This window comes from Nocardioides bruguierae, assembly GCF_023656415.1.
GTDB lineage: Bacteria > Actinomycetota > Actinomycetes > Propionibacteriales > Nocardioidaceae > Nocardioides > Nocardioides bruguierae.
Genome location: NZ_JAMOIL010000014.1, coordinates 41,028 through 62,793, shown reverse-complemented (window position 1 = coordinate 62,793; position 21,766 = coordinate 41,028). Strand labels below are relative to the sequence as shown.

The 21,766-nt window shown below is 72.7% G+C and carries 17 protein-coding genes; 2 read left to right on the top strand and 15 right to left on the bottom strand.

Translation table 11 applies throughout. The annotated features are described in order from the left end of the window. Nucleotides 1-17: 17 nt before the first annotated feature. The 5 genes from M8330_RS12605 to M8330_RS12585 form a co-directional block, all read right to left on the bottom strand. Complete coding sequence (locus tag M8330_RS12605; RefSeq protein WP_250827612.1) at nt 18-1,325, bottom strand: NtaA/DmoA family FMN-dependent monooxygenase; 1,308 nt, start codon at nt 1,323-1,325, stop codon at nt 18-20. A 71-nt stretch (nt 1,326-1,396) separates the two neighbouring features. Beyond that, nucleotides 1,397-2,692, bottom strand: coding sequence for an NtaA/DmoA family FMN-dependent monooxygenase (locus M8330_RS12600; RefSeq protein WP_250827611.1), 1,296 nt, complete (start codon nt 2,690-2,692; stop codon nt 1,397-1,399). 154 nt (nt 2,693-2,846) lie between these two features. Then, nucleotides 2,847-3,761, bottom strand: coding sequence for a 2-hydroxyacid dehydrogenase (locus tag M8330_RS12595; RefSeq protein WP_250827610.1), 915 nt, complete (start codon nt 3,759-3,761; stop codon nt 2,847-2,849). Then, entirely contained in the window at nt 3,758-4,987 is a 1,230-nt protein-coding gene (locus M8330_RS12590; protein WP_250827609.1) for an MFS transporter, read from the bottom strand. Before M8330_RS12590 ends, M8330_RS12595 begins: the two co-directional genes overlap by 4 nt. Beyond that, nucleotides 4,984-6,285, bottom strand: a complete 1,302-nt coding sequence (locus M8330_RS12585; protein WP_250827608.1) for an NtaA/DmoA family FMN-dependent monooxygenase — start codon at nt 6,283-6,285, stop codon at nt 4,984-4,986. The genes M8330_RS12590 and M8330_RS12585 overlap by 4 nt, the downstream gene beginning before the upstream one ends. 205 nt (nt 6,286-6,490) lie before the next feature. Between M8330_RS12585 and M8330_RS12580 the strand changes: the two genes are divergently transcribed. After that, the gene (locus tag M8330_RS12580) at nt 6,491-7,357 is read left to right on the top strand and encodes a crotonase/enoyl-CoA hydratase family protein (protein ID WP_250827607.1); all 867 of its coding nucleotides are present in this window, start codon (nt 6,491-6,493) and stop codon (nt 7,355-7,357) included. A 54-nt stretch (nt 7,358-7,411) separates the two neighbouring features. Next, the gene (locus M8330_RS12575; RefSeq protein WP_250827606.1) at nt 7,412-9,184 is read left to right on the top strand and encodes an alpha/beta hydrolase; all 1,773 of its coding nucleotides are present in this window, start codon (nt 7,412-7,414) and stop codon (nt 9,182-9,184) included. Between the two features lie 13 nt (nt 9,185-9,197). Here M8330_RS12575 and M8330_RS12570 read toward each other — a convergent pair whose 3' ends face one another. The 10 genes from M8330_RS12570 to M8330_RS22465 all read right to left on the bottom strand — a co-directional run bounded on the left by M8330_RS12570 (nt 9,198) and on the right by M8330_RS22465 (nt 21,557). After that, nucleotides 9,198-10,229: an aldose epimerase family protein gene (locus tag M8330_RS12570; protein WP_250827605.1), complete on the bottom strand. Its 1,032-nt coding sequence runs from the start codon at nt 10,227-10,229 to the stop codon at nt 9,198-9,200. 2 nt (nt 10,230-10,231) lie between these two features. Continuing rightward, nucleotides 10,232-11,818 (bottom strand): FGGY-family carbohydrate kinase, encoded by a 1,587-nt coding sequence (locus tag M8330_RS12565; RefSeq protein ID WP_250827604.1) that lies wholly within the window; start codon nt 11,816-11,818, stop codon nt 10,232-10,234. Continuing rightward, nucleotides 11,818-13,320: an L-arabinose isomerase gene (gene araA / locus M8330_RS12560; RefSeq protein ID WP_250827603.1), complete on the bottom strand. Its 1,503-nt coding sequence runs from the start codon at nt 13,318-13,320 to the stop codon at nt 11,818-11,820. Before araA ends, M8330_RS12565 begins: the two co-directional genes overlap by 1 nt. A gap of 28 nt (nt 13,321-13,348) precedes the next feature. Next, entirely contained in the window at nt 13,349-14,026 is a 678-nt protein-coding gene (locus M8330_RS12555) for an L-ribulose-5-phosphate 4-epimerase (RefSeq protein ID WP_250053523.1), read from the bottom strand. 117 nt (nt 14,027-14,143) lie between these two features. Further along, nucleotides 14,144-15,157 carry a LacI family DNA-binding transcriptional regulator gene (locus M8330_RS12550; RefSeq protein ID WP_250827602.1) on the bottom strand — a complete coding sequence of 338 codons (1,014 nt, stop codon included), beginning with the start codon at nt 15,155-15,157 and terminating at the stop codon, nt 14,144-14,146. A gap of 91 nt (nt 15,158-15,248) precedes the next feature. Continuing rightward, nucleotides 15,249-16,271 (bottom strand): LacI family DNA-binding transcriptional regulator, encoded by a 1,023-nt coding sequence (locus tag M8330_RS12545; protein ID WP_250827601.1) that lies wholly within the window; start codon nt 16,269-16,271, stop codon nt 15,249-15,251. A 16-nt stretch (nt 16,272-16,287) separates the two neighbouring features. Beyond that, nucleotides 16,288-17,184 carry a carbohydrate ABC transporter permease gene (locus M8330_RS12540; RefSeq protein WP_250827600.1) on the bottom strand — a complete coding sequence of 299 codons (897 nt, stop codon included), beginning with the start codon at nt 17,182-17,184 and terminating at the stop codon, nt 16,288-16,290. Beyond that, nucleotides 17,181-18,116 carry a carbohydrate ABC transporter permease gene (locus M8330_RS12535; protein ID WP_250053498.1) on the bottom strand — a complete coding sequence of 312 codons (936 nt, stop codon included), beginning with the start codon at nt 18,114-18,116 and terminating at the stop codon, nt 17,181-17,183. The genes M8330_RS12540 and M8330_RS12535 overlap by 4 nt, the downstream gene beginning before the upstream one ends. A 67-nt stretch (nt 18,117-18,183) precedes the next feature. Beyond that, nucleotides 18,184-19,503 (bottom strand): ABC transporter substrate-binding protein, encoded by a 1,320-nt coding sequence (locus M8330_RS12530; protein WP_250827599.1) that lies wholly within the window; start codon nt 19,501-19,503, stop codon nt 18,184-18,186. After that, nucleotides 19,500-21,557, bottom strand: coding sequence for a glycoside hydrolase family 36 protein (locus M8330_RS22465; protein WP_250827598.1), 2,058 nt, complete (start codon nt 21,555-21,557; stop codon nt 19,500-19,502). The genes M8330_RS12530 and M8330_RS22465 overlap by 4 nt, the downstream gene beginning before the upstream one ends. Between the last annotated feature and the right edge of the window lie 209 nt (nt 21,558-21,766).

The window sequence follows — 21,766 nt, the reverse complement described above, 5'->3', positions numbered from 1 at the left end:
GCGGGTCTCCTCGTGCCTCAGAACGCCATCAGGTTGTCGCGGAAGTGGTCGTGCTCGTAGGCGGTGCGGGTCAGGCCGCGCTTCTGCAGCTCGGGCACCAGGCCGTCGGTGATCTCCGTGACGTAGCGGCGCGAGAAGTAGGAGTTGACGAAGAGGAACCCGTCGCCGCGGACCTCCTGCATGACCTCGTCCATGTGCGCGGCCACGTAGTCGGCGGTGCCCACGAAGTGGTTGGAGCCGGCGTTGAGCGGGTTGCCGCGGATGATGTCGTTGAGGACCTTGCCCTCCCACTTCTTGACCATGGACTGGTGGCCGTTGCTCTCCAGGACGGCCGGGAGGGGCTCGTCGAGGGCGAACTGGGAGAAGTCGATGCCGGACTGCCGCGAGAGCGAGGCCAGCTGGTACTCGACCTCGTTGTCGTCGATCTCGAGCGAGGCCGAGTAGCGCATCCGCGCCATCTCCATGGTCTCGTCGATGACCGGGGAGACGAGGAACAGCACCTTGATGTTGTCGGGGTCGCGCCCGGCGTCCACCGCGGACTGGCGGATCGCCTCGCGCTGGCGCTTCATGTCCTCGGGGTTGTTCGCCGAGGTGATGACGGTCTCCGCGTGGGTGCCGGCGAACCGGTGGCCGCGCGGCGAGCCGCCGGCCTGGCAGATGACGGGGGTGCGCTGCGGGCTCGGCGGGGCCGAGAGCGGGCCGCGGACCTTGAAGTACTTGCCGTCGTGGTGGATCGGGTGGACCTTGTCGCCGTCGGCGAAGATCCCCTTCTCCAGGTCGAGCACGAGGGCGTCGTCGTCCCAGCCGGTCCACAGGCCCTTGCAGACCTCCATGAACTCGTCCGCCATGTCGTAGCGCTCGTCGTGGGGCCACTGCTTGTCGCGGTTGTAGTTCTGCGCACCGCCGTCGTTCGAGCCGGTGACGACGTTCCAGCCGATGCGGCCGTCGCCGACGTGGTCCAGCGTGTTCATGAGGCGGGCCAGCATGAACGGCTGGTACTCGGTGGTGGAGCAGGTGACGACGATGCCGAGCTTCTTGGTCGCCTGGAGCAGGTAGGGCGCCAGGACGGTCGGGTCGAGCTTCGGGGTGTCGACCGAGTGCTTCAGGTAGGCGTTGTGGCTGCCCTGGTAGGTGTACGGGACGTTCGAGGAGTCCTCGATCATGAAGTAGTCGAAGCCGGCGCGCTCGAGCGCCTGGGCGAGGAAGACGCCGGTGTCGGGCTTGGTGAACCGGGCGACGTCGGAACCGTGCCAGCGGTGCTTCCAGGCCTTGGGCCCGAAGCCCTTGGAGAAGAACCAGGCCAGGTGGAACATGTCAGCGCTCATGGGGACGCAACGACCCTTCTCGATCTGTGTCTGTGGTGCGGTGGTGGCTGGGGTGTGGTGCGGGAGGCGCGTCAGAACGCCATGAGGTTGTCCCGGAACCGCTCGTGCTCGTAGGCGGTGCGGGTCAGGCCGCGCTTCTGCAGCGCGGGCACGAGGCCGTCGGTGATCTCGGTGATGTAGCGGCGCGAGTGGTAGGAGTCCATGAGGAGGAAGCCGTCGCCGCCGACCTCCTGCATGAGCTCGTCCATCTCGGCGGCCACGGAGTCGGCGGTGCCGGCCAGCGGCACGCACTCCAGAGCCCGCTGGTAGCGCAGGACGTCGCGCAGTATCTTGCCCTCCAGCGCCCGGGCGCTGGACTGGTGGCCGTTGCTCTCCAGGTGCGGGATCGGGGCGTCCAGGTCGAACTGGGAGAAGTCGATGCCGGTGCCGCGGGAGAGGGAGGCGAGGCCGAAGTCGAGGTCGCGCTCGGCGTCGTCGTAGCGCATCTGCTGGCGCTCCTTCGCGCGCTCCACCGTCTCGTCGATGATCGGCGAGATCAGGAACATGAGCTTGATGGAGTCGGGGTCGCGCCCCTGCTCGACGGCGGCGGCACGGACGTTGGCGCGGAACGCCTTCATCGCCTCCACGCCGCGCGGGGCGGCGATGATCGTCTCGGCCCAGGTGCCGGCGAACCGCTGGCCGCGGGCGGAGCCGCCGGCCTGGCACAGGACGGGGCTGCCCTGCGGCATCGGCGGCGCCGAGAGCGGGCCGCGGACCTTGTAGTACTTGCCGTGGTGGTCGATCGGGTGGACCTTGTCGCCGTCGGCGAAGACGCCCTTCTCGAGGTCCAGCACGAGGGCGTCGTCGTCCCACGAGCGCCACAGGCGGTGGCACACGTCGAGGAACTCGTCGGCCATGTCGTAGCGCTCGTCGTGGGGCCACTGCTTGTCGCGGTTGTAGTTCTGCGCGCCGCCGTCGTTGGAGCCGGTGACGATGTTCCAGCCGATGCGGCCGTCCGAGACGTGGTCCAGCGCGTTGAACTTCCGGGCCAGCATGAACGGCTGGTACTCGGTGGTGGAGCAGGTGACCACGCAGCCCAGGCGCTTGGTGCCCATGGCGACGTAGGTGGCCAGGACGGTCGGGTCGAGCTTCGGGGTGTCGACCGAGTGCTCCAGGTAGGCGTTGTGGCTGCCCTGGTAGGTGTAGGGGACGTTCGAGGAGTCCTCGATCATCAGGTAGTCGAAGCCGGCCCGCTCCATCGCTTGGGCGAGGAAGACCGCGTTGTCGGGCTTCGTGAAGTCACGGACCGAGCTCTCCGGCCCGGCCCAGCGGTGCTTCCACGCCTTGGGGCCGAAGCCCTTCGAGTAGAACCATCCGAGGTGGAACATGTCCGCTGACACCGATGCACGCGTCCTTCGTCGTCGGGGCTGTGTTGCTGGTGCGGCCACGCTAGAAATCGCGCGTTACGCGACCGGACGACGAGGGTGAAGGCCTATTTACGCCACCGGGTGCGACCGGGACACCCGGGTGGCGCGACCGCGCTCAGTACTGGCCGGCGACGACGTTGAGCAGCGGCTCGCCCGCGGCGAACCGGGCCAGCTGGTCGCGCACGAGACGGCGCGAGCGCTGGGCGTGGGAGTGGGTGTTGCCGCCCACGTGCGGGGTGATCGTCACGTTCGGCATCCGCCACAGCGGGTGATTGCCCGGCAGCGGCTCGGGGGCGGTGACGTCCAGGGCAGCCCGCAGCCTCCCCGAGGCGCAGGCGGCGGTGAGGGCATCCGTGTCGGCAACAGGGCCCCGGGCGACGTTCACCAGCAGCGACCCGTCCGGCATCGCGGCCAGGAACCCCTCGTCCACCATGCCGCGTGTCTCGTCGGTCAGCGGCACGATGACCACCACGACGTCGACGGTGGGCAGCAGCGCGGGCAGCTCGGCGAAGTCGTGGACGCCCTCACGGGCCGTGCGGGCCACGGGCACCACCTCGGCGCCGAAGGCGGAGACCAGGCGACCGACGTGCTGGCCGATGGAGCCGTGTCCCAGCACCAGGACCCGCTGCTCGGCGAGGTTCTCGCCCCAGGTCTCCTCCCAGGTGCCGGTCTCCTGCTGGCGGACGAACCGCGGCAGGTCGCGCAGGCTGGAGAGGGTGAGCGCGACGGCGAGCTCGGCCGTGGAGACCGTGTTCACCTCGCGGCCGTTGCACAGCGTCACGCCCGTGGGCACCAGCGGCCCGAGCAGGTCGACGCCGGCCGACAGGGTCTGGACCACGCGCAGGGACGGCATCCTCGCCAGCAGGCCGCCCAGGGCGTCCCCCCACCCGTGGCCGGGGAGGAAGAGCTCGACCTCGTCGAGCCCCGCGGTCGGGACGACACCGGGCACCACGAACTCGCCGCGGACGCCGGCGGGCACGACGTCGAGGTCGCGCAGCTCGGCGTCGAGCCAGACCAGTGGGGCGTTCACACGCGTCCCCTCTCCAGGTAGCGCGGCAGGAACCGCCAGAGGAGCCCGGCGCCGACGAGCCCGATGCCCGAGAGGGTGGCGGCCGCGAAGCTCAGCGAGACCAGCGCCGCAGCGCCGGAGAGGACGAACGGCGCGACCGCGCCACCGCCGTCGTTGACCAGGCGCCACAGGCCGAGGAACTCCGGCGCCCGGCCCAGCGGCGCGAGGTCCGAGCCGATGGTCATCATGATGCCTCCGCCGAACCCGTTGGCGATCGAGAGCAGGCACACGACCGCGACGTAGCCGACGAGCTCGTGGGCGGTGAGCAGGAGCAGGTGGCCCAGGGCGATGCCGACGGTGACGGGCATGGCGACCCACATGCGGCCGAACCGGTCGGCCAGCTGGCCGGCGGTGTAGACGAGGGCCAGCTGGAGCAGGCCCGAGATGCCGACCGCGATCGCGATCTGCGACTCGGGGATGTCGATGGCCACGCCCCACAGCGGGACGATGACGGTCATCGTGTTGCGCAGCAGCATGAGGATCGCCATCGGTCCGCCGACCATCACCAGCACCGAGGCGTGCTCGCGGGCCATCCGCACCAGGCCCAGGCTCGGCTGGTCGATCACGTGCTGGGGCTTGAGCTCGCGCTCGGGGTCGGGCGCGATCAGCAGGTAAGCGCTCACGACCAGGCAGGCGACGACCTGTATCCAGAAGGCCGAGAGCACCCCGAACCGGGCGATCAGGGCGGCCGCCGCGAACGGGCCGATGGTGATGCCGGCCCGGTAGGTGCCTGCCAGCAGCGCCAGCGAGCGGGCCCGGAAGTGCGGGGGCACCAGCTCGGTGAGCAGACTGTGCCGAGCGAGCAGGAAGATCGAGGACGCCGCGCCGCTGACCAGCGCCGCGATCGTCAGCACGACCAGCGAGCCGGCGAGCACGACGGCCAGGCAGCAGATCAGGGTCAGGGCAGCCGAGACGAGCATGCCTCGCTTCTCGCCCACCCGGGCCACGAACGAGCCCGCCGGGCCGTCCCCGACCAGGACGCCGACGGCGGGCAGTCCACCGATGAGGGCCGCGGTCGCGTAGCTCGCGCCGAGGTTGTGGGCGGCGACTCCGAGGATGGGCAAGACGGCGCCCTGACCGATGGCGTACATGGTGGCCGGCACGTAGACCGGGCCGGCGAACCGGCGCAGCACGGTGCCCGCAGAGCCCGGGGGCGCGGCGGCGGGCTTCTCCGACAGGGCGGTCACAGCGGCAGGCTCTGTGCGCCGGCAGGCAGCGTGTGCCGGGGGTCGAGCGGTGCGGTGAGACCGAAGTGGCCGGGCAGCGAGGTGGCCTCGTAGGACGTGCGGGCCACGCCGCGCTCCTGGAGGATCGGCACCACCAGGGAGACGAAGTTCTCCATCGTCGGGCCCACGTTGGGCGCCACCAGCGAGAAGCCGTCCGCCGCGCCCGTCTCGTACCAGAGCTGCATCTCGTCGGCCACGTGCACGGGGTCGCCGGTGGAGATGAACTGCATGTTCGCCAGGCCGCCGACGTAGGAGCGGTAGGCGATCTGCTCCAGCGTCAGGCCCTCCTCGCGAGCGATGCGGACGAACATCGTCGCCATGCCGACGCTGGCCGAGCGGACCTCGGGCAGCTCGTCGAACGGCAGCGGCCCGGCCGGGTCGTACCCCGACAGGTCGTGCTCGAGGACGCGGGAGAGGTGCGCGATCGTGTCCGCGCCCTCGGCGTGGAAGTCGTCGAGCAGGTGGCGCAGCTCGTGGGCCTCGGCCGTGGTCTCGCCGATGAACGGCGCGATCCCCATGATGACCTTGATGCCGTCGGGGTCGCGGCCGTAGGCGGCGGCGCGGCGCTTGATGTCGGCGTAGTACTCGCGACCGTGCTCCACCGTCGTGCCGGCCGCGTAGATCGCGTCGGCCCAGCGGGCGGCCAGGTCGCGGCCCTCGGCCGACTGCCCGGCCTGGACGATGATCGGGCGCCCGTGCGCCGGCTTGGCGACGTCCAGCGTCGCCTCGAGGTCCAGGTGCTCACCGTGGAAGGAGACGCGCTCCCCCGGTCCGTCGCCGTCGGGAGCCGCGTCCCAGAGCCTTGTCACGACTTCGAGGTACTCGCGGTAGCGGGCGTAGCGCACCGGCCGCGGGTTCTCGTTGGCCAGCTGGTAGTTGCGAGCCATCTCGTCGCCCTGGGAGGCGACGAAGTTGAGGCCGATGCGCCCGCCCGAGAGGTTGCTCAGCGAGGCGCCGCGGCGCGCGACCTCGTAGGGGTCGGTGTAGCTGGTCGACATCGTCGCGATGAGGCCCAGGTGGGTCGTGCTCGCGGCCAGCGCGCCGGCCATCTCCATGGCGTCCAGGCGGGTCGTCGTCGTGCTCGTCGGGCCCCACGTGTGGACCGGGCTGTCGGCGAGGAAACCCTGGTCGAAGAACCCCTTCTCCGCCCACTCGCAGGCGTGCTGGTAGGCCGCCAGGTTCGGGATCTGCGAGACGTCCGCCTGCGGGTGCCGCCAGGCCCCCGAGTGCCGCCCGTACTCCGTCAGGTTGATGCTCAAGTGCATCGTTCTCGTGGTCACGTCGTCTCGATCCAGGCTCGCGGGGGTCGTGGTCCCGACGGTAGGAATCTGCTGTTACGCGTCCGACGTGGCGGGGTGAAGCGTCGATTGCGCCACCCGCGGACCTTGGGCACGTAACCCCCGCCACACCCCACGACCGCGGTCGCTGAAACGATGCCGTGACCGACGTCGTGAGGAGACACCCGTGGACTTCGAGACCTTGCGCTGGGAGCTGGACGAGGACGGCATCCTGCTCCTGACCCTGCACCGGCCCGAGCAGCTCAACGCCTTCGACCTGACGATGGCCCGCGAGCTGCTGGAGGCGTTCCGCGCCGTCAAGGCCGACGACGCCGTGCGCGCGGTGGTCGTCACCGGTGAGGGGCGGGCGTTCTGCGCCGGCATGGACCTCACCGGCGAGGGCAACGTCTTCGGCCTCGACGAGACGCTCTCCCCCACTGCCGCCGACCTGCGCGAGCACCTGACCGAGGAGCCCTGGGAGAGCGGGGTGCGCGACACCGGCGGCAAGCTGACGCTGGCGATCCACGACTGCGACAAGCCGGTGGTGGCGGCGATCAACGGCGCCGCCGTCGGCATCGGCGCCACGATGACGCTCGCGATGGACGTGCGGATGGCCGGCAGCCGGGCACGCATCGGGTTCGTCTTCGGCCGGCTCGGGATCGTGCCCGAGGCCGCGTCCTCGTACTTCCTGCCCCGCCTGATCGGCCTGCCGCGAGCACTGGAGCTGGTCTATTCGGCCGACGTGGTGGACGCCGACCACGCCCTGGAGGTGGGGCTGGTGCGGTCCGTGCACGAGCCCGAGGACCTGGTGCCGGCCGCCGTCGCCCTGGCCCGCTCCTTCGTCGTGGGGCGCTCGGCCGCCGCGGTCGCGATGACCCGTCGTCTGATGAACGCCGGAGCGGGCGCGACCCACCCGCTGGAGGCGCACCGCCGCGATAGCCTCGCGATGTGGCTGGCGTCCGTCGGTGACGGCAAGGAGGGTGTGGCCGCCTTCCTGGACAAGCGCGACCCCACCTTCACCGGGCGTGCCACCGACGTGCCCGACCTGGGCTGACCCGGGTCCACCGACCCTGCCGCCGGTGCTGAGGCCGGTGCCAGCATCGGCAGGGTGAGCCCCTCCGTCGGCACCGACGACCCGAACCTCGACGGCCCGAACCTCGACGACCGGCGCCCCGACCAAGGGGGCAGCACGCTGCTCACGCCCGCGCCCTGGGTGCGGGCGGCGCGCCGGGTGCGCGACCGGCTGCCCACCGTCGACCCGGCACCGGCCGTCGGTGCCCTTCTCGGCCTGTGGGCCTCGCTCACCCCCTCGCTCCTGCCGCTGGGCCCCGTCCTCCAGGCGCTCGTCTCGGCCGTGTGCGCGTTCCTCGGCTACGGCGCCGGGGCGCTCGTCGGCTGGGTCGTGCAGGGTGGTCGCTCGTGGGGCGGGCCTCAGGCGCGGCGCCTGGCCCGACCCTGGATCGCCGGCCTCGGCGCCCTCGGGACGCTGGTGGCGCTGGTGCTCGGCCACCGGTGGGACGACCGGCTGCGCGACGCGGTGGGCGTGCCACGCGACGGCGTCGGTGCCGACGTGAAGCAGGTGCTGCTCACCGCCGTGCTCCTCGTCCTCCTCGTCGCGGCCGCTCGGGGCGTGCGCCGCCTGGGGGCGTGGACGGCCACGCAGGTCGGACGAGTGCTGCCGCCGCGCCTCGCGCTGACCGTGGGCGCCGCCCTGGTCGCTTGGGTGCTGTGGGGCCTGGCCACCGGCGTGCTCGGCGGCGCGGTCGTCGGGGCGCTGGACCGCACCTTCGCCGGCATCAACGACGACTACACCTCCGACGTCGACGCCCCCGCGGCCACCGAGCTCTCCGGCAGCCCGGACTCCCTGGTGGCGTGGGAGGACCTCGGCCGCCAGGGCCGCGTCTTCGTCACCAACGCGCTGAGCACCGAGCAGGTCGCCGCGTTCACGGGCACCGACGCCGAGCAACCCGTGCGCGCCTACGTCGGGGCGCCGGCAGGCAGCGACGAGCAGGACCTCGCCGCTCAGGCGGACCTCGCCGTCGCCGAGCTCGTGCGCGCCGGCGGCTTCGACCGGGCCGTGCTCAACGTCGCCACCGGCACGGGGCGCGGCTGGGTCAACGAGGACCAGGCCCGCGCCCTGGAGCTGATGTGGGGCGGCGACACCGCCACCGTCAGCATCCAGTACTCCTACCTGCCGAGCTGGATGTCCTACCTGGTCGACCAGGAGCGCGCGCAGGACGCCGGCAGGCTGCTGTTCGACGCGGTCTACGCACACTGGGTGACGCTGCCGGCCGACGCCCGCCCGCTGCTGGTGGTCAGCGGCGAGAGCCTCGGCTCGTTCGGCGGTGAGGCCGCGTTCAGCGGCGCGCAGGACCTCGCCACCCGCACAGACGGCGCCCTGTTCGTGGGTCCGACCGCCAACAACCGGCTGTGGTCACGCTTCACCACCGAGCGGGACCCCGGCACGCCCGAGGTGCTGCCCACCTACGACGGCGGGACGGTCGTTCGCTTCGCCGACCAGGAGTCCGACTGGACCGACCCGGGGCCCTGGACGGGCACCCGGGTCGGCTACCTCCAGCACGCCAACGACCCCATCACCTGGTGGGACTGGTCGCTGGCGTTCTCGGAGCCCGACTGGGCCGAGGAGCCCGCCGGGCGCGACGTGCTCCCCGAGACCGGGTGGCTGCCCGTGGTCACGATGCTCCAGCTCGCCGCCGACCAGGTGGTGGCGACCGAGGTGCCCGACGGCCAGGGCCACGAGTTCGGCCAGGCGCCGGCCCGGGCCTGGGCGCAGGTGCTGCCGCCCGAGGGCTGGACCGCGACGGACACGGAGCGGCTCGTCGCGACCCTCGCCGACCTCGAGGGCGACCTGCTGGAGTGAGCAGGCCAGGACGTCAGGCCCCGAACGTCCAGGTGATCTCGTGCCGGTAGGTCTCCCCCGGCCGCAGCACCGCGGACCCGAAGTGAGGGTGGTGCGGGGTGTCGGGGAAGAGCTGGGGCTCCAGCGCGATCCCGTCGCCCTGACGCAGCAGGGTGCCGTCGCGGCGCGGGTGCCGACCGTCCAGGAAGTTGCCCGTGTAGACCTGCAGGCCCGGCCGGTCGCTCCCGATCGTCACGCGGGTGCCGGTCCGCGCGGACGTCAGCGTCGCCACCGTGCGCTGCCCGGTGCCGCGCACGACCAGGTTGTGGTCCAGCCCCTGGGCCGCGGCCACCTGCGGGTGGCCTGACCTGGCGACGTCCCCCAGGCGTGTGGGCTCCCGCAGGTCGAACGGGGTGCTCTCGACGGGCTCCACCGGGCCGAGAGGGATGCCGGTGGCGTCCACCGGCAGGTAGCCGTCGGCGGGCACCTCGAGCAGCAGGTCGTCCACGCCGTGGCCGTCGAGGTCGAGGTAGAGGTGGCTGGTGAGATTCACGAGGGTGGGGGCGTCCGCCTCGGCGCCGAGCACCAGGCGGACGGTCTCGCCGGCCACCTCGTAGCGGGCGGTGACGGCGAGCCGGCCGGGGAACCCCTGGTCCCCGTCCTCGCTGACCAGGCCCAGCTCGACGTGGTCCGGGCCGTGGGAGAGCACGTCCCACGTCCGGGTGTCGAAGCCGGCCGGCCCGCCGTGCAGGTGGTGCCCGCGGTCGGAGGTGCCCACCCGCACCGCGCGGCCGTCGAGGGTGAAGGTGCCGTCGGCGATGCGGTTGGCGTACCGGCCGACCACGGCGCCGAGGAAGTAGCCGCCGTCGGCGTACTCCTGCGCGCCGGCGTAGCCGAGGGTGACGTCGCGGCGCACCCCGTCCCCGCCCGTCACCTCGAGACGGCGGACGGCGGCCCCCAGGTCGAGCACCTCCACCAGCGGCCCCGGGGCCGCACCGATGACGTGGGCGCGCACCGGGCGGCCGTCGTCCAGGGTGCCGAGGAGCCTGCCCCGCGGGTCGGGCACGCTCACACCGCCCGCACGGCGGTGCGCTCGACCACGAGGGCGGCCGACCAGCTCTTCATGAACGCCTCGAAGCCGGCGACGTCGGCGCGGTCGGGCTCGAGCGCGGTCGGCTCGTCGCCGAGCACGTGGGCCAGCCACGCGGTCAGGTCGAGGTCGCGCCGCTCGCGGACGCCGTAGGCGGCCAGCAGGGCGATGCCCCAGGCACCGCCCTCGGTGGCGCCGTCGGCCACGCTGACCGGGGTGTCCAGCGCCGCGGCGAGCAGCCGCTGGGCGACGCCGGGGGTCGTGAACAGGCCGCCGTGGGCGAAGATCCGCCCGACCCGCACGCCCTCGCTCTCCGAGAGCACGTCCATCCCCCGCCGCAGCGTCGCGAACGCGGACGAGAGCTGCACACGCATGAAGGTCGCCAGGCTCAGGGTGCTGTCGGGCCGCCGCACGACGAGCGGGCGGCCCGCCTCGAGCCCGGTCACCGGCTCGCCCGAGAGGTAGTTGTAGGCGAGCAGGCCACCGCCGTCCGGCGCCCCGTCCAGGGCGGTGCGGACGACGGCATCGAAGACCGTGCCGGGGTCGGCCGCAGAACCGACGGCCGCCGCGACCTCGTGGAAGAGCCGCGCCCAGGCCTCCAGCTCGCTGGCGCCGTTGTTGCAGTGCACCATCGCGACCGGGTCGCCGGCCGGCGTCGTGACCAGGTCGATCTCGTGGTGCCGCCCGGCCAGCGCGCCCTCCAGCACGACCATCGTGAAGATGCTCGTCCCGGCGCTGACGTTGCCGGTGCCGGGCGCCACGGAGCGGGTGACGACCATCCCCGTGCCGGCGTCGCCCTCGGGCGGGCAGACGGCCGCGCCCGGCTCGAGCGTCCCGGTGGGGTCGAGGAAGCGGGCGCCGTCCTCGGTGAGGTGGCCGGCGGGCTCGCCGGCTCTCAGCACCCGCGGCAGGAGCGGCCGCAGGCCCCCGCGCACGGCGGAACCGGCCAGCAGGGCGTCGGTGCGCTCCAGGCGGGCGGCGTCCCAGTCCCCGTCGAGCACCGGGAACATGCCGCTGGCGTCGCCGACGCCGAGCACGCGCTCGCCGGTGAGCCGCTGGTGCACGAGGCCGGCGAGCGTGGTCAGGTGCGCGAGGCGTCCGAGGTGCTCCTCCTCGTCCAGCACCGCCTGGTAGAGGTGCGCGACGCTCCAGCGCAGCGGGATGTTCACCTCGAGCGCGTCGCTGAGGGTGGCGGCCGCCCGGTCGGTGTGGGTGTTGCGCCACGTGCGGAAGGGCGTGAGCAGCGCGCCGTCGGCGTCGAGGGCCAGGTAGCCGTGCATCATCGCCGAGACGCCACAGGCGGCGAGCCGGGTCAGCGGGGTCCCGTGGCGGCGCTCCACGTCGGCCGCCAGCGCGGCGTAGGCAGCGCGGACGCCGGCCACGACGTCGTCCAGGTCGTAGGTCCACAGGCCGTCGACGAACCGGTTCTCCCAGGCGTGCGAGCCGGTGGCGATCGTGGCCTGGTCGGGCCCGACGAGCACGGCCTTGATCCGGGTGGAGCCGAGCTCGATGCCGAGCACGGCCTCCCCCTCGCGCACGGCCCGGGCCGCGGTGCTCTCGCTCATCAGAGCCGCTCGGCGAGACGGTGGTAGGCCGCGTTCCAGCGCAGCTCGCGCTGGAAGCCCCGCGTGGTGGTGGACCCGTCGATCGCCACGAGCTCGGTGGCCACCGCGTCCGCGAAGTCCTCGAGCACCTCGCGGTCGACCGCGGTGGAGAGCACGGTGTGGTGGGGCGCGCCGGCCATCAGCCACGCCTCGGCGGAGGTGGAGAGCGAGGGACGCGGCTCCCAGACCGCGCACGCGACGGGCAGCCGCGGCAGGTCCTCGTCCGGCTGCACCAGGTCGACCTCGTTGAGCGTCAGCCGGAACCGGTCGCCCATGTCGGAGATGCCGACGACGATGCCGGGGCCGCTGTCGGCGACGAACCGCAGGCGCACCGGGTCCTCGCGTCCGCCGATGCCGAGCGGGTGGACCTCGAGGGTCGGGGTGGCGCTGGTGATGGTCGGGCAGACCTCGAGCATGTGGGCGCCGAGGATCTTCTCCGAGCCGGGCACCAGGTGGTACGTGTAGTCCTCCATGAACGAGGTGCCGCCGGGCAGGCCGGCGCCCATGCTCTTCACGGCGCGCAGCAGCACCGACGTCTTCCAGTCGCCCTCGCCGCCGAAGCCGTAGCCGTCGGCCATGAGTCGCTGGACGGCCAGCCCGGGCAGCTGCCGCAGGCCGCCGAGGTCCTCGAAGTTGGTGGTGAAGGCGCCGAAGCCGCCGTCGGTGAGGAACCGCCGCAGCCCCACCTCGACGCGGGCGCCGTAGCGCAGGGAGTCCTCGCGCTCGCCGCCCGGCAGCAGGGCCGGGTCGACGGTGTAGAGGTCGGCGTACTCCTTGACGAGCGCGTCGACGTCGGCGTCCTCCACCGCGTCCACCACGGCGACCAGGTCGTTGACGCCGTAGGTGTTGACCGAGACGCCGAAGCGCAGCTGGGCGTCGACCTTGTCGCCTTCGGTGACCGCGACGTCGCGCATGTTGTCGCCGAAGCGCGCCAGGCGCAGGTTCCGCAGCTCGTGCCGACCGAGCGCCGCACGGACCCAGGCCTCGACCCGGCGTCCGACCTCGGGCGAGGAGACGTGGCCGGCGACGGTCTTGCGGGCCACGCCGAGGCGCGACTGCACGTACCCGAACTCGCGGTCGCCGTGGGCGGCCTGGTTGAGGTTCATGAAGTCCATGTCGATGGTCGACCACGGCAGCTCCACGCCGTGCTGCGTGTGCAGGTGCAGCAGCGGCTTGGCCAGCGCGTCGAGCCCGGAGATCCACATCTTCGCCGGGGAGAAGGTGTGCATCCAGGCGATCACGCCGACGCAGTCGGGGTCGCTGTTGGCGGCGAGCATCTGCCGGTGGATGGAGCCGGCGTCGAGCAGGACGGGCTGCCAGACGACCTCGACGGGCAGGCCCGGGCGGGCCGCGAGCCGCTCGGCGATCTCGCGGGACTGGGCAGCGACCTGGTCGAGCGTCTCGGGGCCGTAGAGGCCCTGGCTGCCGGTGAGGAACCAGACCTGGGGGCGGGCGTCGTTCACGGGGTTCTCCTGATCGGGCCGGTCGCGGTCAGCGCTGGCCGTAGACGTTCTGGTAGCGGTCGAAGAGCGCGTCGACCGCCGACTGCTCGATGGGCACCGGCGTGCCGAGGGCCCGGGCGTGGTGGACGGTGCGCGCCACGTCCTCGCACATGACCGCGGCCTTGACGGCGGCCCTGGCGGTCGGACCCACGGTGAAGACGCCGTGGTTGCGCATGAGGACGGCGGGCGAGCGGCTGCCGCGCAGGGTCTCGACGATCCCGCGGCCGATGGAGTCGTCGCCGATGATCGCGAACGGGCCGACGGGGATCTCGCCGCCGAACTCGTCGGCGCACATGGTCAGCACGCAGGGCACCGGCTCGCCGCGGGCGGCCCAGGCGGTGGCGAAGGTCGAGTGCGTGTGCACCACGCCGCCCACGTGGGGCAGGTGCCGGTAGACGTAGGCCTGGGCCTCGGTGTCGGACGAGGGGGCGTGCTCGCCCTCCACGACGCGGCCGTCGAGGTCGCAGACGACCATGTTCTCGGGCGTGAGGTCGTCGTAGGCGACGCCACTGGGCTTGATCACCAGCAGGTCGTGGCCGGGCACGCGGGCCGAGACGTTGCCGGCCGTCCACACGACGAGGCCGTAGTCGGTGAGGTGCCGGTGCAGGCCGGCGACCTCGCGGCGCAGGCCCAGGACGGTGTCGACGACGTCGGCGGTGATGCTCATGCGGGCTGCCCTCGGGGTCTCGATGGGGTGCCGGGGTCCCTGGCACCGTGTGACGTGGCTCATTGTGAGCGCTAACATTTCACCGCGTCAAGAGCTCGCCTCCCGCATCTCGACGGATCAGGCCCGCGCAGCGGAGTCGCGCACGACCAGGTGCGGCACGAGCAGCGGCACCGGGGTCGGCGGCCGGCCCGTCCCGCCCTCGATGGCCTGGAGCGCGAGCCCGACAGCACGCTCCCCCAGCTCGCTGAACCGCTGGGCGACGGTCGTGAGCGCCGGCCAGGTGTAGGCCGCCTCGGGGCTGTCGTCGAAGCCGACGACGCTGAGGTCGTCCGGCAGGCTCAGACCGGCGTCGTGCAGGGCCTTGAGCAGCCCCATCGCGGTGGCGTCGTTGGCGGCGAAGACGGCGGTCACGTCGTCGCCGGCCGCGAGCAGGGCGCCCGCGGCGTGGCCACCGGCCGCCGACCAGTCCCCCGCGAGCTCCGGGCCGGGCTCGAGGTCGCGCTCGCGGTGCGCGGCCAGCCAGCCCTCGCGGCGCTGGACGGCCTCGGCCCAGTCGAGCGGGCCGGCGACGTGCGCGACGCGGCGGTGACCGAGGTCGAGCAGGTGCCCGACCGCGGCGCGTGCGCCCGCGACCTGGTCGATCCCGACGGCCAGGTGGTCGCCGGGCTCGACGCCCTGCACGAGGACGAGCGGCACCGGGAGGTCCATCGCGCGGGCCGCCTCGATCGCCGGACGGTGCGCGGCGGCCACGAGGACGGCCTCGACCGCCTGGTCGAGCAGCCGCTCGACCGCGACCCGGACGGTGCTCGGCGAGACCGTCTCCAGCCCGACCAACGAGACGTCGTAGCCGACCTCCCGGGCCGCGGCGTCGACCGATGCGGCGATCCGGCTCGGACCGTGCAGCGCCAGGTGGGCCGAGACCATCCCCAGCCGCGCCGAGCGGTTGGTGACCAGGGCGCGGGCGGCCGAGTTCCGCCGGTAGCCCAGCTCCTTCATCGCCTGCTCGACCCGCTCGCGGGTCTCCGGCCGCACGAGCGGGGACTTGTTCAGCACGCGGGAGACGGTCTGGTGCGAGACACCGACGTGCGCCGCCACGTCGGCCATGCTCGGCGAGGAACGGCGGGCGGGCATGGGGGTCAGCCTAGGGCTGGGAGGACGCGTCGGAGCGGCGGTGGCTCCGTAACCGATGACCGCCGCCGGAGGGTTGCCCGCGCACCGCTGGTCAGGCCTGCGGCGGTGCGGCGCTGTCGCGGACGACGACAGCCGGCCGCTCGTTCGAGAGCCGACCGACGTTGTCGGCGTCCTCGATCTCGGCGCCGAGCAGCTGCACGGCCCGCGAGCCCAGGCCGTGGAAGTCCTGCCGGACGGTGGTCAGCGACGGCGCCCAGAGCTCGGAGAGCGGGTGGTCGTCGAACCCGACGACGCTGACGTCCTCGGGCACCCGGCGGCCGGCGTCGTTGAGGCCGCGCACCACGCCCATGGCGATCTCGTCGTTGCCGCAGAACACCGCGGTGACGCCGTCGTCCTCGGCGAGCCGCCGCCCGACGGCGCGGCCGCTGGCCGGCTCCCACGTCGCGTCCAGCGTCTCGGGCACCTCCTTGCCGGCGCGCCGCAGGGCACGTCGCCAGCCGGTGGTGCGGCCGTCCTCGCGTCGTGACGGCGGCACCCGCACGTGGTGGACGGTGGCGTGGCCCAGGTCGAGGAGGTAGCCGGTCAGCTCCTCCGCGGCCCGGGTCTCGTCGAGCATCGCCTGGGAGACGCGGGTGTCGCGCAGCCCGCTGACGGCCACGACGGGCAGCTTGTCGACCAGGCGGTCCAGCACGGCGACGCCCGGCGGGTCGAACTTGAGCACGATGACGCCCACGATCGGCTGGGAGAGCACCTGGGAGACGACGCGATCCACCTCGGCCGGCTCGTCGGAGTCGATCACCGAGATGATCGTGCTCAGGCCCTCGCGCCGGCAGGTGTTCTCGATGCCCCGCAGCGTCTCGGCGTAGCCGTACTGGGAGGTGTTGCCCGAGACGACGGCGACGGCCTCGGGGCGGGCCGAGGCCAGTGCCCGCGCGGCGAAGCTGGGGCGGAAGTTCAGCTCCTTGACGGCGTCGAGCACGCGCTCGCGCTTGCTCTGGCTGACGTTCACGTTGCCGTTCAGCACCCGGGAGACCGTGGGCACGGAGACGGACGCCAGCCGAGCCACGTCCGCCATCGTCGGCGCCTTGGTGGCGGGCAGGGGCCTCGTGCTCATCGCGTTCCCCGCCTCGTCATTTGACCGCTCCACCCGTGACGCCGGAGATGATACGCCGCTGCGCGAGGGCGAAGACGACGAGCAGCGGCAGGCTCATGACGACGATGTAGGCGAAGATCAGCTCCCAGTTCTGCAGGTACAGCCCCGAGCTGGCCACCTGGTAGAGGTTCAGCGGCAGGGTGTCGATCCGGCCGCCGATCACGAACAGCGCGTAGAAGACGTCGTTCCAGATGTAGAGGCAGATGAGGATCGTGGCGGTGGCCAGCACCGGCCGCAGCAGCGGGAAGACGATCTGGAAGAACACCCGGACCGGCCCTGCCCCGTCGACTCGGGCGGCCTCCTCGAGCTCGGTGGGGATCGTCCGCACGAAGCCGGTGACGAAGAAGATCACCGTCGAGAGGTACATGCCGCAGTAGACGCCGATCATGCCCACGGCGGTGCCGGCGAGCCCGAGCTGGCGCAGGAGCAGCACGATGGTGACGACCGCCGGCGGCAGCACGATCCCGCTGATGCACAGTGCGTAGACGACGGCCAGGGGACGCGTCGCCCGCCGGGCCAGCACCCACGACGCCATGGACCCCAGGACCAGCACCACCAGCACCGAGGGCACCATCACCAGCAGGCTGCCGAGGAACGCGCTGACCATGTGCCCGTCCTGCACCACCGTCGCGACGTTCTCCCCCAGCTGCCAGCGCGAGGGCGCGGAGAGGTCCGGGTCGAGCGCCTCGGCGTGGGGCTTGGACGCGGTGGCCAGGATCAGCCAGAAGGGCACGCCCAGCAGCAGCGCGACCGCGCCCAGCGCCACGACGGGCTGGCCGAAGCGGGCCAGCGGGCCCGGACGCCGCGGGCCGGTGGGGCCGGCCGGGGCCGCGGGAGCACGCCCCGGGGACGGGGGCAGGGACACGGCGCTCACAGGACACGCTCCCGTCGACGGAGGAGGTAGATCACCGGAAAGGCGAGGACCGCGACGACGAGGAAGAGCGTGAGGCTCATCGTGGTCGCCTGGGCGAACAGGCCCTGCCCGAAGGTGCGGAAGATGAAGATGTTGAGCAGCTCGGTGCTGCCGCCGGGCCCGCCCTCGGTCGTGGCCTGGACGATGTCGAAGCCGTTCATGGAGCCCAGCAGCGCGGTGGCCACGTTGAACGTGACGGCCGGGGCGAGCAGCGGGAACTTGATCTGGCGGAAGACCTGCCACGAGGAGGCGCCGTCGAGCCGTGCGGCCTCGAGGACGTCCTCGCTGATGGTCTTGAGGCCGGCGAGGTAGATAAGCATCGACAGGCCCATCCACTTCCAGGCGTGGACGAGGGCCACGACGACGACCGTCCAGGTGGTGCTGCCGAGCCAGGCCACGCTCACCTCGCCCGGCAGGACGAAGGAGAGCATCGCGTTGAGGCCGCCGTCCGGCTTCAGCAGCGCCTGGAAGACGTAGCCGACCGCCAGGGCGGACATGATCACGGGCACGAAGAACGCGACCCGCGCGAAGCGGTTGACCCGGGTGTCCCGCTCCAGGAGCAGGGCCAGCAGCAGGCCGAAGAGGTTCTGGAAGACCGCCACCAGCGCCGCGTAGATCACGGTGATCCGCAGGTCGGAGATCAGCGAGCCGTTGCCCAGCAGGTCACGGAAGTTCTCGAGGCCGACGAAGCTGATCTCGGTCTTGAAGCTCGACCAGTCCGTGAACGCGTAGACGAAGTTGAAGACCGTCGGCGCGATGAAGAAGACACCGAGCAGCGCGAGGGCGGGCACGAGGAACCACAGCGGGTGGTCCGACCGGGACGCCGGGCGCCGTCGGGGCGTGTGCCCCGGGTCGGCCTCCGTGGCCGTGGGGCGTTCCAGGATGGTGGTCATGGGTGGTTCCTCCGGGGTGCCGCCCGCCCGGTGAGGGGCGGGCGGCACCGGTGTCGTGCTCGGTGGGTCAGAAGCCCTCGGCGCCCTGCGCCTTGGCCAGCTGGGCGAACTGCTCCTGGGTCGCCTCGGCGACCTGCACGGGCGGCTTGGTGCCCTGGATCATGTCCGCCAGGTTGATGTACAGGTCCGGGTTCGCGATGGCCAGGGCCTGCATCGAGCCGGCGGAGTCACCGAGGGAGGCGCTCACGTCGAGCAGGGCCTGCGGGACGCCGTCGGGCGTGGGCACGCCGGGCTCCAGCGAGACGGTGGAGTTGGCCTCGACGAAGTCGCCGTAGCCGTCGCCCAGCCAGTAGGAGAGCAGCTGCTTGGCGGCCGACTCCTGCGCCTCGTCCCCCGTGGCGAAGGCGACCATCGCGTTGCTCTGGTCGGGGATGAAGGTGCCGACGTTGCCCTCCGCGGAGATGGGGAAGAAGCCGATCTTCTGGTCCAGCTCGTCGGTGTCGGCCAGCTGCTGGAGCTGGCTGAAGAAGGAGTTCACCTGGACGACCATCGCGGCGTCGCCGTCCAGGAGCGCCTTGCCCTGGTCCTCGAAGGTGGCGGTCTTGATGTCGCTGTTGAACAGGCCCTCGTCGATGAGGTCGGAGTAGGTGTCGATCGCGCCCTGGATCGTGGGGTCGGTGAAGGACTCCTCACCGGCGTTCACGCGGTCCCACAGGCCGTCGTTGGCGGCCTCGGCGAGCTGCACCTGGACCCACCACTGGGTGGCCCAGCGGTCCGCGCCCATCTCGAAGAACGGGGTCTCGCCCTGCTTCTTCAGCTCGCGGCCGAGCTCGACGAAGGAGTCCCAGTCGGTCGGCAGGTCGGTGATGCCGGCCTTCTCGAAGACCTCCTTGTTGTAGTAGACGCCCTCGACGGCCGGGGTGCTGATCAAGGCGGCGTAGCGGGTGTCGTCGAGGATGCCGGTGATGTCGCGCAGCGCCGGGTCGTAGTCGTCGAGGAACGGCGCGTCGTCCAGCGGCAGCAGGTTGGTCCGCGCGTTCAGCGCGGTCAGCTGCGAGGCGGTGGGCTGCCAGAAGGCGAGGTCGGGCATGTCACCGGTGGCGACCTTGGTCTGGACGCCCTGCTCGTAGGGGTCGGGGATGGTGACCACCTCGACGTCGGCCCCGGTGAGGTCCTCGAAGCCGCTGATGACGGAGTCGGGGAGCTTGTTGGAGTTCTGGGCGGCCCAGATCGTGAGCGTGGTGCCGGACAGGTCGGCGTCCTGCGCGGGCCACTCGCCGGAGGACGAGGCCGCGCTGCCGGAGCCGGGGTCGGAGCACGCGGCACTGAGCAGCACGACCGCCACGGCTGCGACGCCGGCGACCCGGCGCTTGAGGTTCGTCTTCACTCTTTTCCTCCAGGGTTCTCATCAGACACGACGTCGTGGCCTGATGGCGATGGGTTCCCCCGGCCTTCGGCCCGGGGCTGGATGCGGAAGGTCCGCGCCGAGACCGGGACGTCGGTGGCGACGAGCGCCAGCTCGCCGGTCTCCGGGTCCCAGGTGCTGCCCCAGGCCGGGAGCCCGGCCGGGAACAGCGTCTGCACCTCGAGGTCCTGACCTCGCAGGTGCGGGAGAGAGAGGGTGTGGCTGCGCTCGCCGGCGCGGTGCCACACGTGCAGGGTGGTGCCCGCCCCGTCCTCGAGGGCGAGGCTGACCCAGGGGTCGTCCCAGCCCGGCAGGCCGCCGGGCCAGCGGGGGCGCGTGCTGGGCAGGTCCTTGCGCAGCCGCTTGGCCGCCTCGACCGCCTCGACCACGAGCGCCTGCTCGGCCGAGGTCATGCGGTTGAGGAAGCCGGAGAGGTAGAAGCGGCCGGCGAGACCCGTGACCAGGCAGAAGGCGCTCTCCTCGGGGCTCATGCCCGGCTGGGGGTAGGCCCAGCTCGCGGCCTGCTCGGGGAGCAGCGCCAGGGGCGCGGCGGCCGCGATCGGCGGGTAGCGCCACGGCTCCTGCTGGTCCGAGGTCGACTGGAGGGCCAGGCGGGAGAGCATCGCGGGGTCCATCCGCATCGCGCCGGACCCGCAGTTCTCCAGGACCAGGTCGGGGTGGCGGTCGAGGACGCCGTCGAGCCAGGCCAGGTGCGCGCGGTTGTGTGCGAGCAGCGCGTCGCCGGTGGAGTCGGCGTCGCGGTCCGGGCCGGTGGCCGGGTCGATGTTGTAGTCGAGCTTGAAGTAGCCGACGCCGAAGTCGGCGACCAGGCGGTCGACCACCGCGTCCAGGTGCGCGACCGCGGCGGGGTGCCGCAGGTCGAGGTGGTAGCGGTCGTGCTCCACGACGCGCACCCCGTGTCGGCTGAAGAAGGCCTCCTCCGGCAGGCGGTCGGCCACCGGGCTGCGCACGCCGACCACCTCGGGCTCGAGCCAGAGCCCGGGCACCATGCCGTGCGCGCGGATCGCGTCGGTGACCTCCGCGAGCCCGCCGGGGAACCGGGTCGTGGACGGCAGCCACTCGCCCACGCTGTCCCACCAGTCACCGGTCTCGTCGTACCAGCCGGCGTCGATGCAGAAGATCTCCGCACCTGCCTCGGCCGCGGCCGTGACCAGCGGCAGCAGCCGCTCGGTGGTGGGGTCGCCGTCGATGGTGTTCATGTAGTCGTTGAAGACCAGCGCGAGGCCCTGGTTGTCGGGGTGCGCCCGGCGGGACGCGCGGCGGTGCTCGGTCATCTCCCCCAGCGCGGCCTCCAGGTCGGCGCCCAGCGCGACCGAGACCGGGACGGTGGTGAAGGACTCGCCCGGCGCCAGGACGCGGGTCCAGCCGCTGTCCACGTCGGTGGGGCCGGCCAGCGCGAGCCAGCAGCCGTCGGTGTCCTGGCCCACCTCCCAGCGCCACGCGCCGTTGTGCTCGACCTGCCAGGCCCAGGTCAGGCCCAGCTCGGCGGAGACCAGCGCGCCGTAGGGCAGGTCCGCCCCGGTGGACCAGGTGCCGTGCGAGCGCTGCACGAACGAGCCGCGGGGGTCGTGGCCGGTGAGGCCCTCCTCGATGGCCGGCAGGAGGTCGGCCAGCGCGGTGGTGGCCCAGCGGCCCTCGCCGAGCCAGTCGTTGCGGCCCACCAGCACCCGCCAGTCGCCGACGACCGGAGCCGGGTCGCCACCCAGCCCGAGGGCCAGGGAGGTGACCGAGCGCAGCACGTGGGGGGCGGTGCCGGTGTTCGTCACGGTGGTCTCGACCCGCAGGGCCGCGGCCTCGCCGACGACGCGGAAGGTGGTGGTGACCTCGAGGCCGTCGGCGGCGGAGGCCTGGACGACGGCGCAGGTCTCGCCGCGGGCGGCACGGTCGGCCTCGCCACGCTCGCAGCGCACGGCGCGGAGCCGGGAGCCGAGGGCGGTGCCCGCCAGGCGGCTCGAGGCGGGCACGTGGCCGTGCGCCACCGTCAGCACCTCCGCCAGCGGGACGGGGTGGGCCACCGCGACGCGGCGTCCGTGCAGGACGACGGCGGAGACGGCGGCCGGGGCGTCCTGCCCCAGGTCGATCTCGAGCCGGAGGCTGTCGGTGCCCCACTGGACGGTGTCGATGACGGTTCTCCTCGGTCGGGCCGGTTGCTCGTGCAGCCCGCTCTGTGGTGGCAGTCACATCAAGATAGCGCTTTCAAGAAAATCTGCAAGCGCTATCAGAA

What these genes read in the sequence shown, in the direction of transcription:
- M8330_RS12550 (WP_250827602.1), bottom strand. Translation starts at nt 15,157, where the DNA reads ATGCCCGCCCGCCGTTCCTCGCCGAGCATGGCCGACGTGGCGGCGCAC.
- M8330_RS12600 (WP_250827611.1), bottom strand. Translation starts at nt 2,692, where the DNA reads ATGTTCCACCTCGGATGGTTCTACTCGAAGGGCTTCGGCCCCAAGGCG.
- M8330_RS12545 (WP_250827601.1), bottom strand. Translation starts at nt 16,271, where the DNA reads ATGAGCACGAGGCCCCTGCCCGCCACCAAGGCGCCGACGATGGCGGAC.
- M8330_RS12555 (WP_250053523.1), bottom strand. Translation starts at nt 14,026, where the DNA reads ATGAGCATCACCGCCGACGTCGTCGACACCGTCCTGGGCCTGCGCCGC.
- M8330_RS12605 (WP_250827612.1), bottom strand. Translation starts at nt 1,325, where the DNA reads ATGAGCGCTGACATGTTCCACCTGGCCTGGTTCTTCTCCAAGGGCTTC.
- M8330_RS12565 (WP_250827604.1), bottom strand. Translation starts at nt 11,818, where the DNA reads ATGAGCGAGAGCACCGCGGCCCGGGCCGTGCGCGAGGGGGAGGCCGTG.
- M8330_RS12535 (WP_250053498.1), bottom strand. Translation starts at nt 18,116, where the DNA reads ATGACCACCATCCTGGAACGCCCCACGGCCACGGAGGCCGACCCGGGG.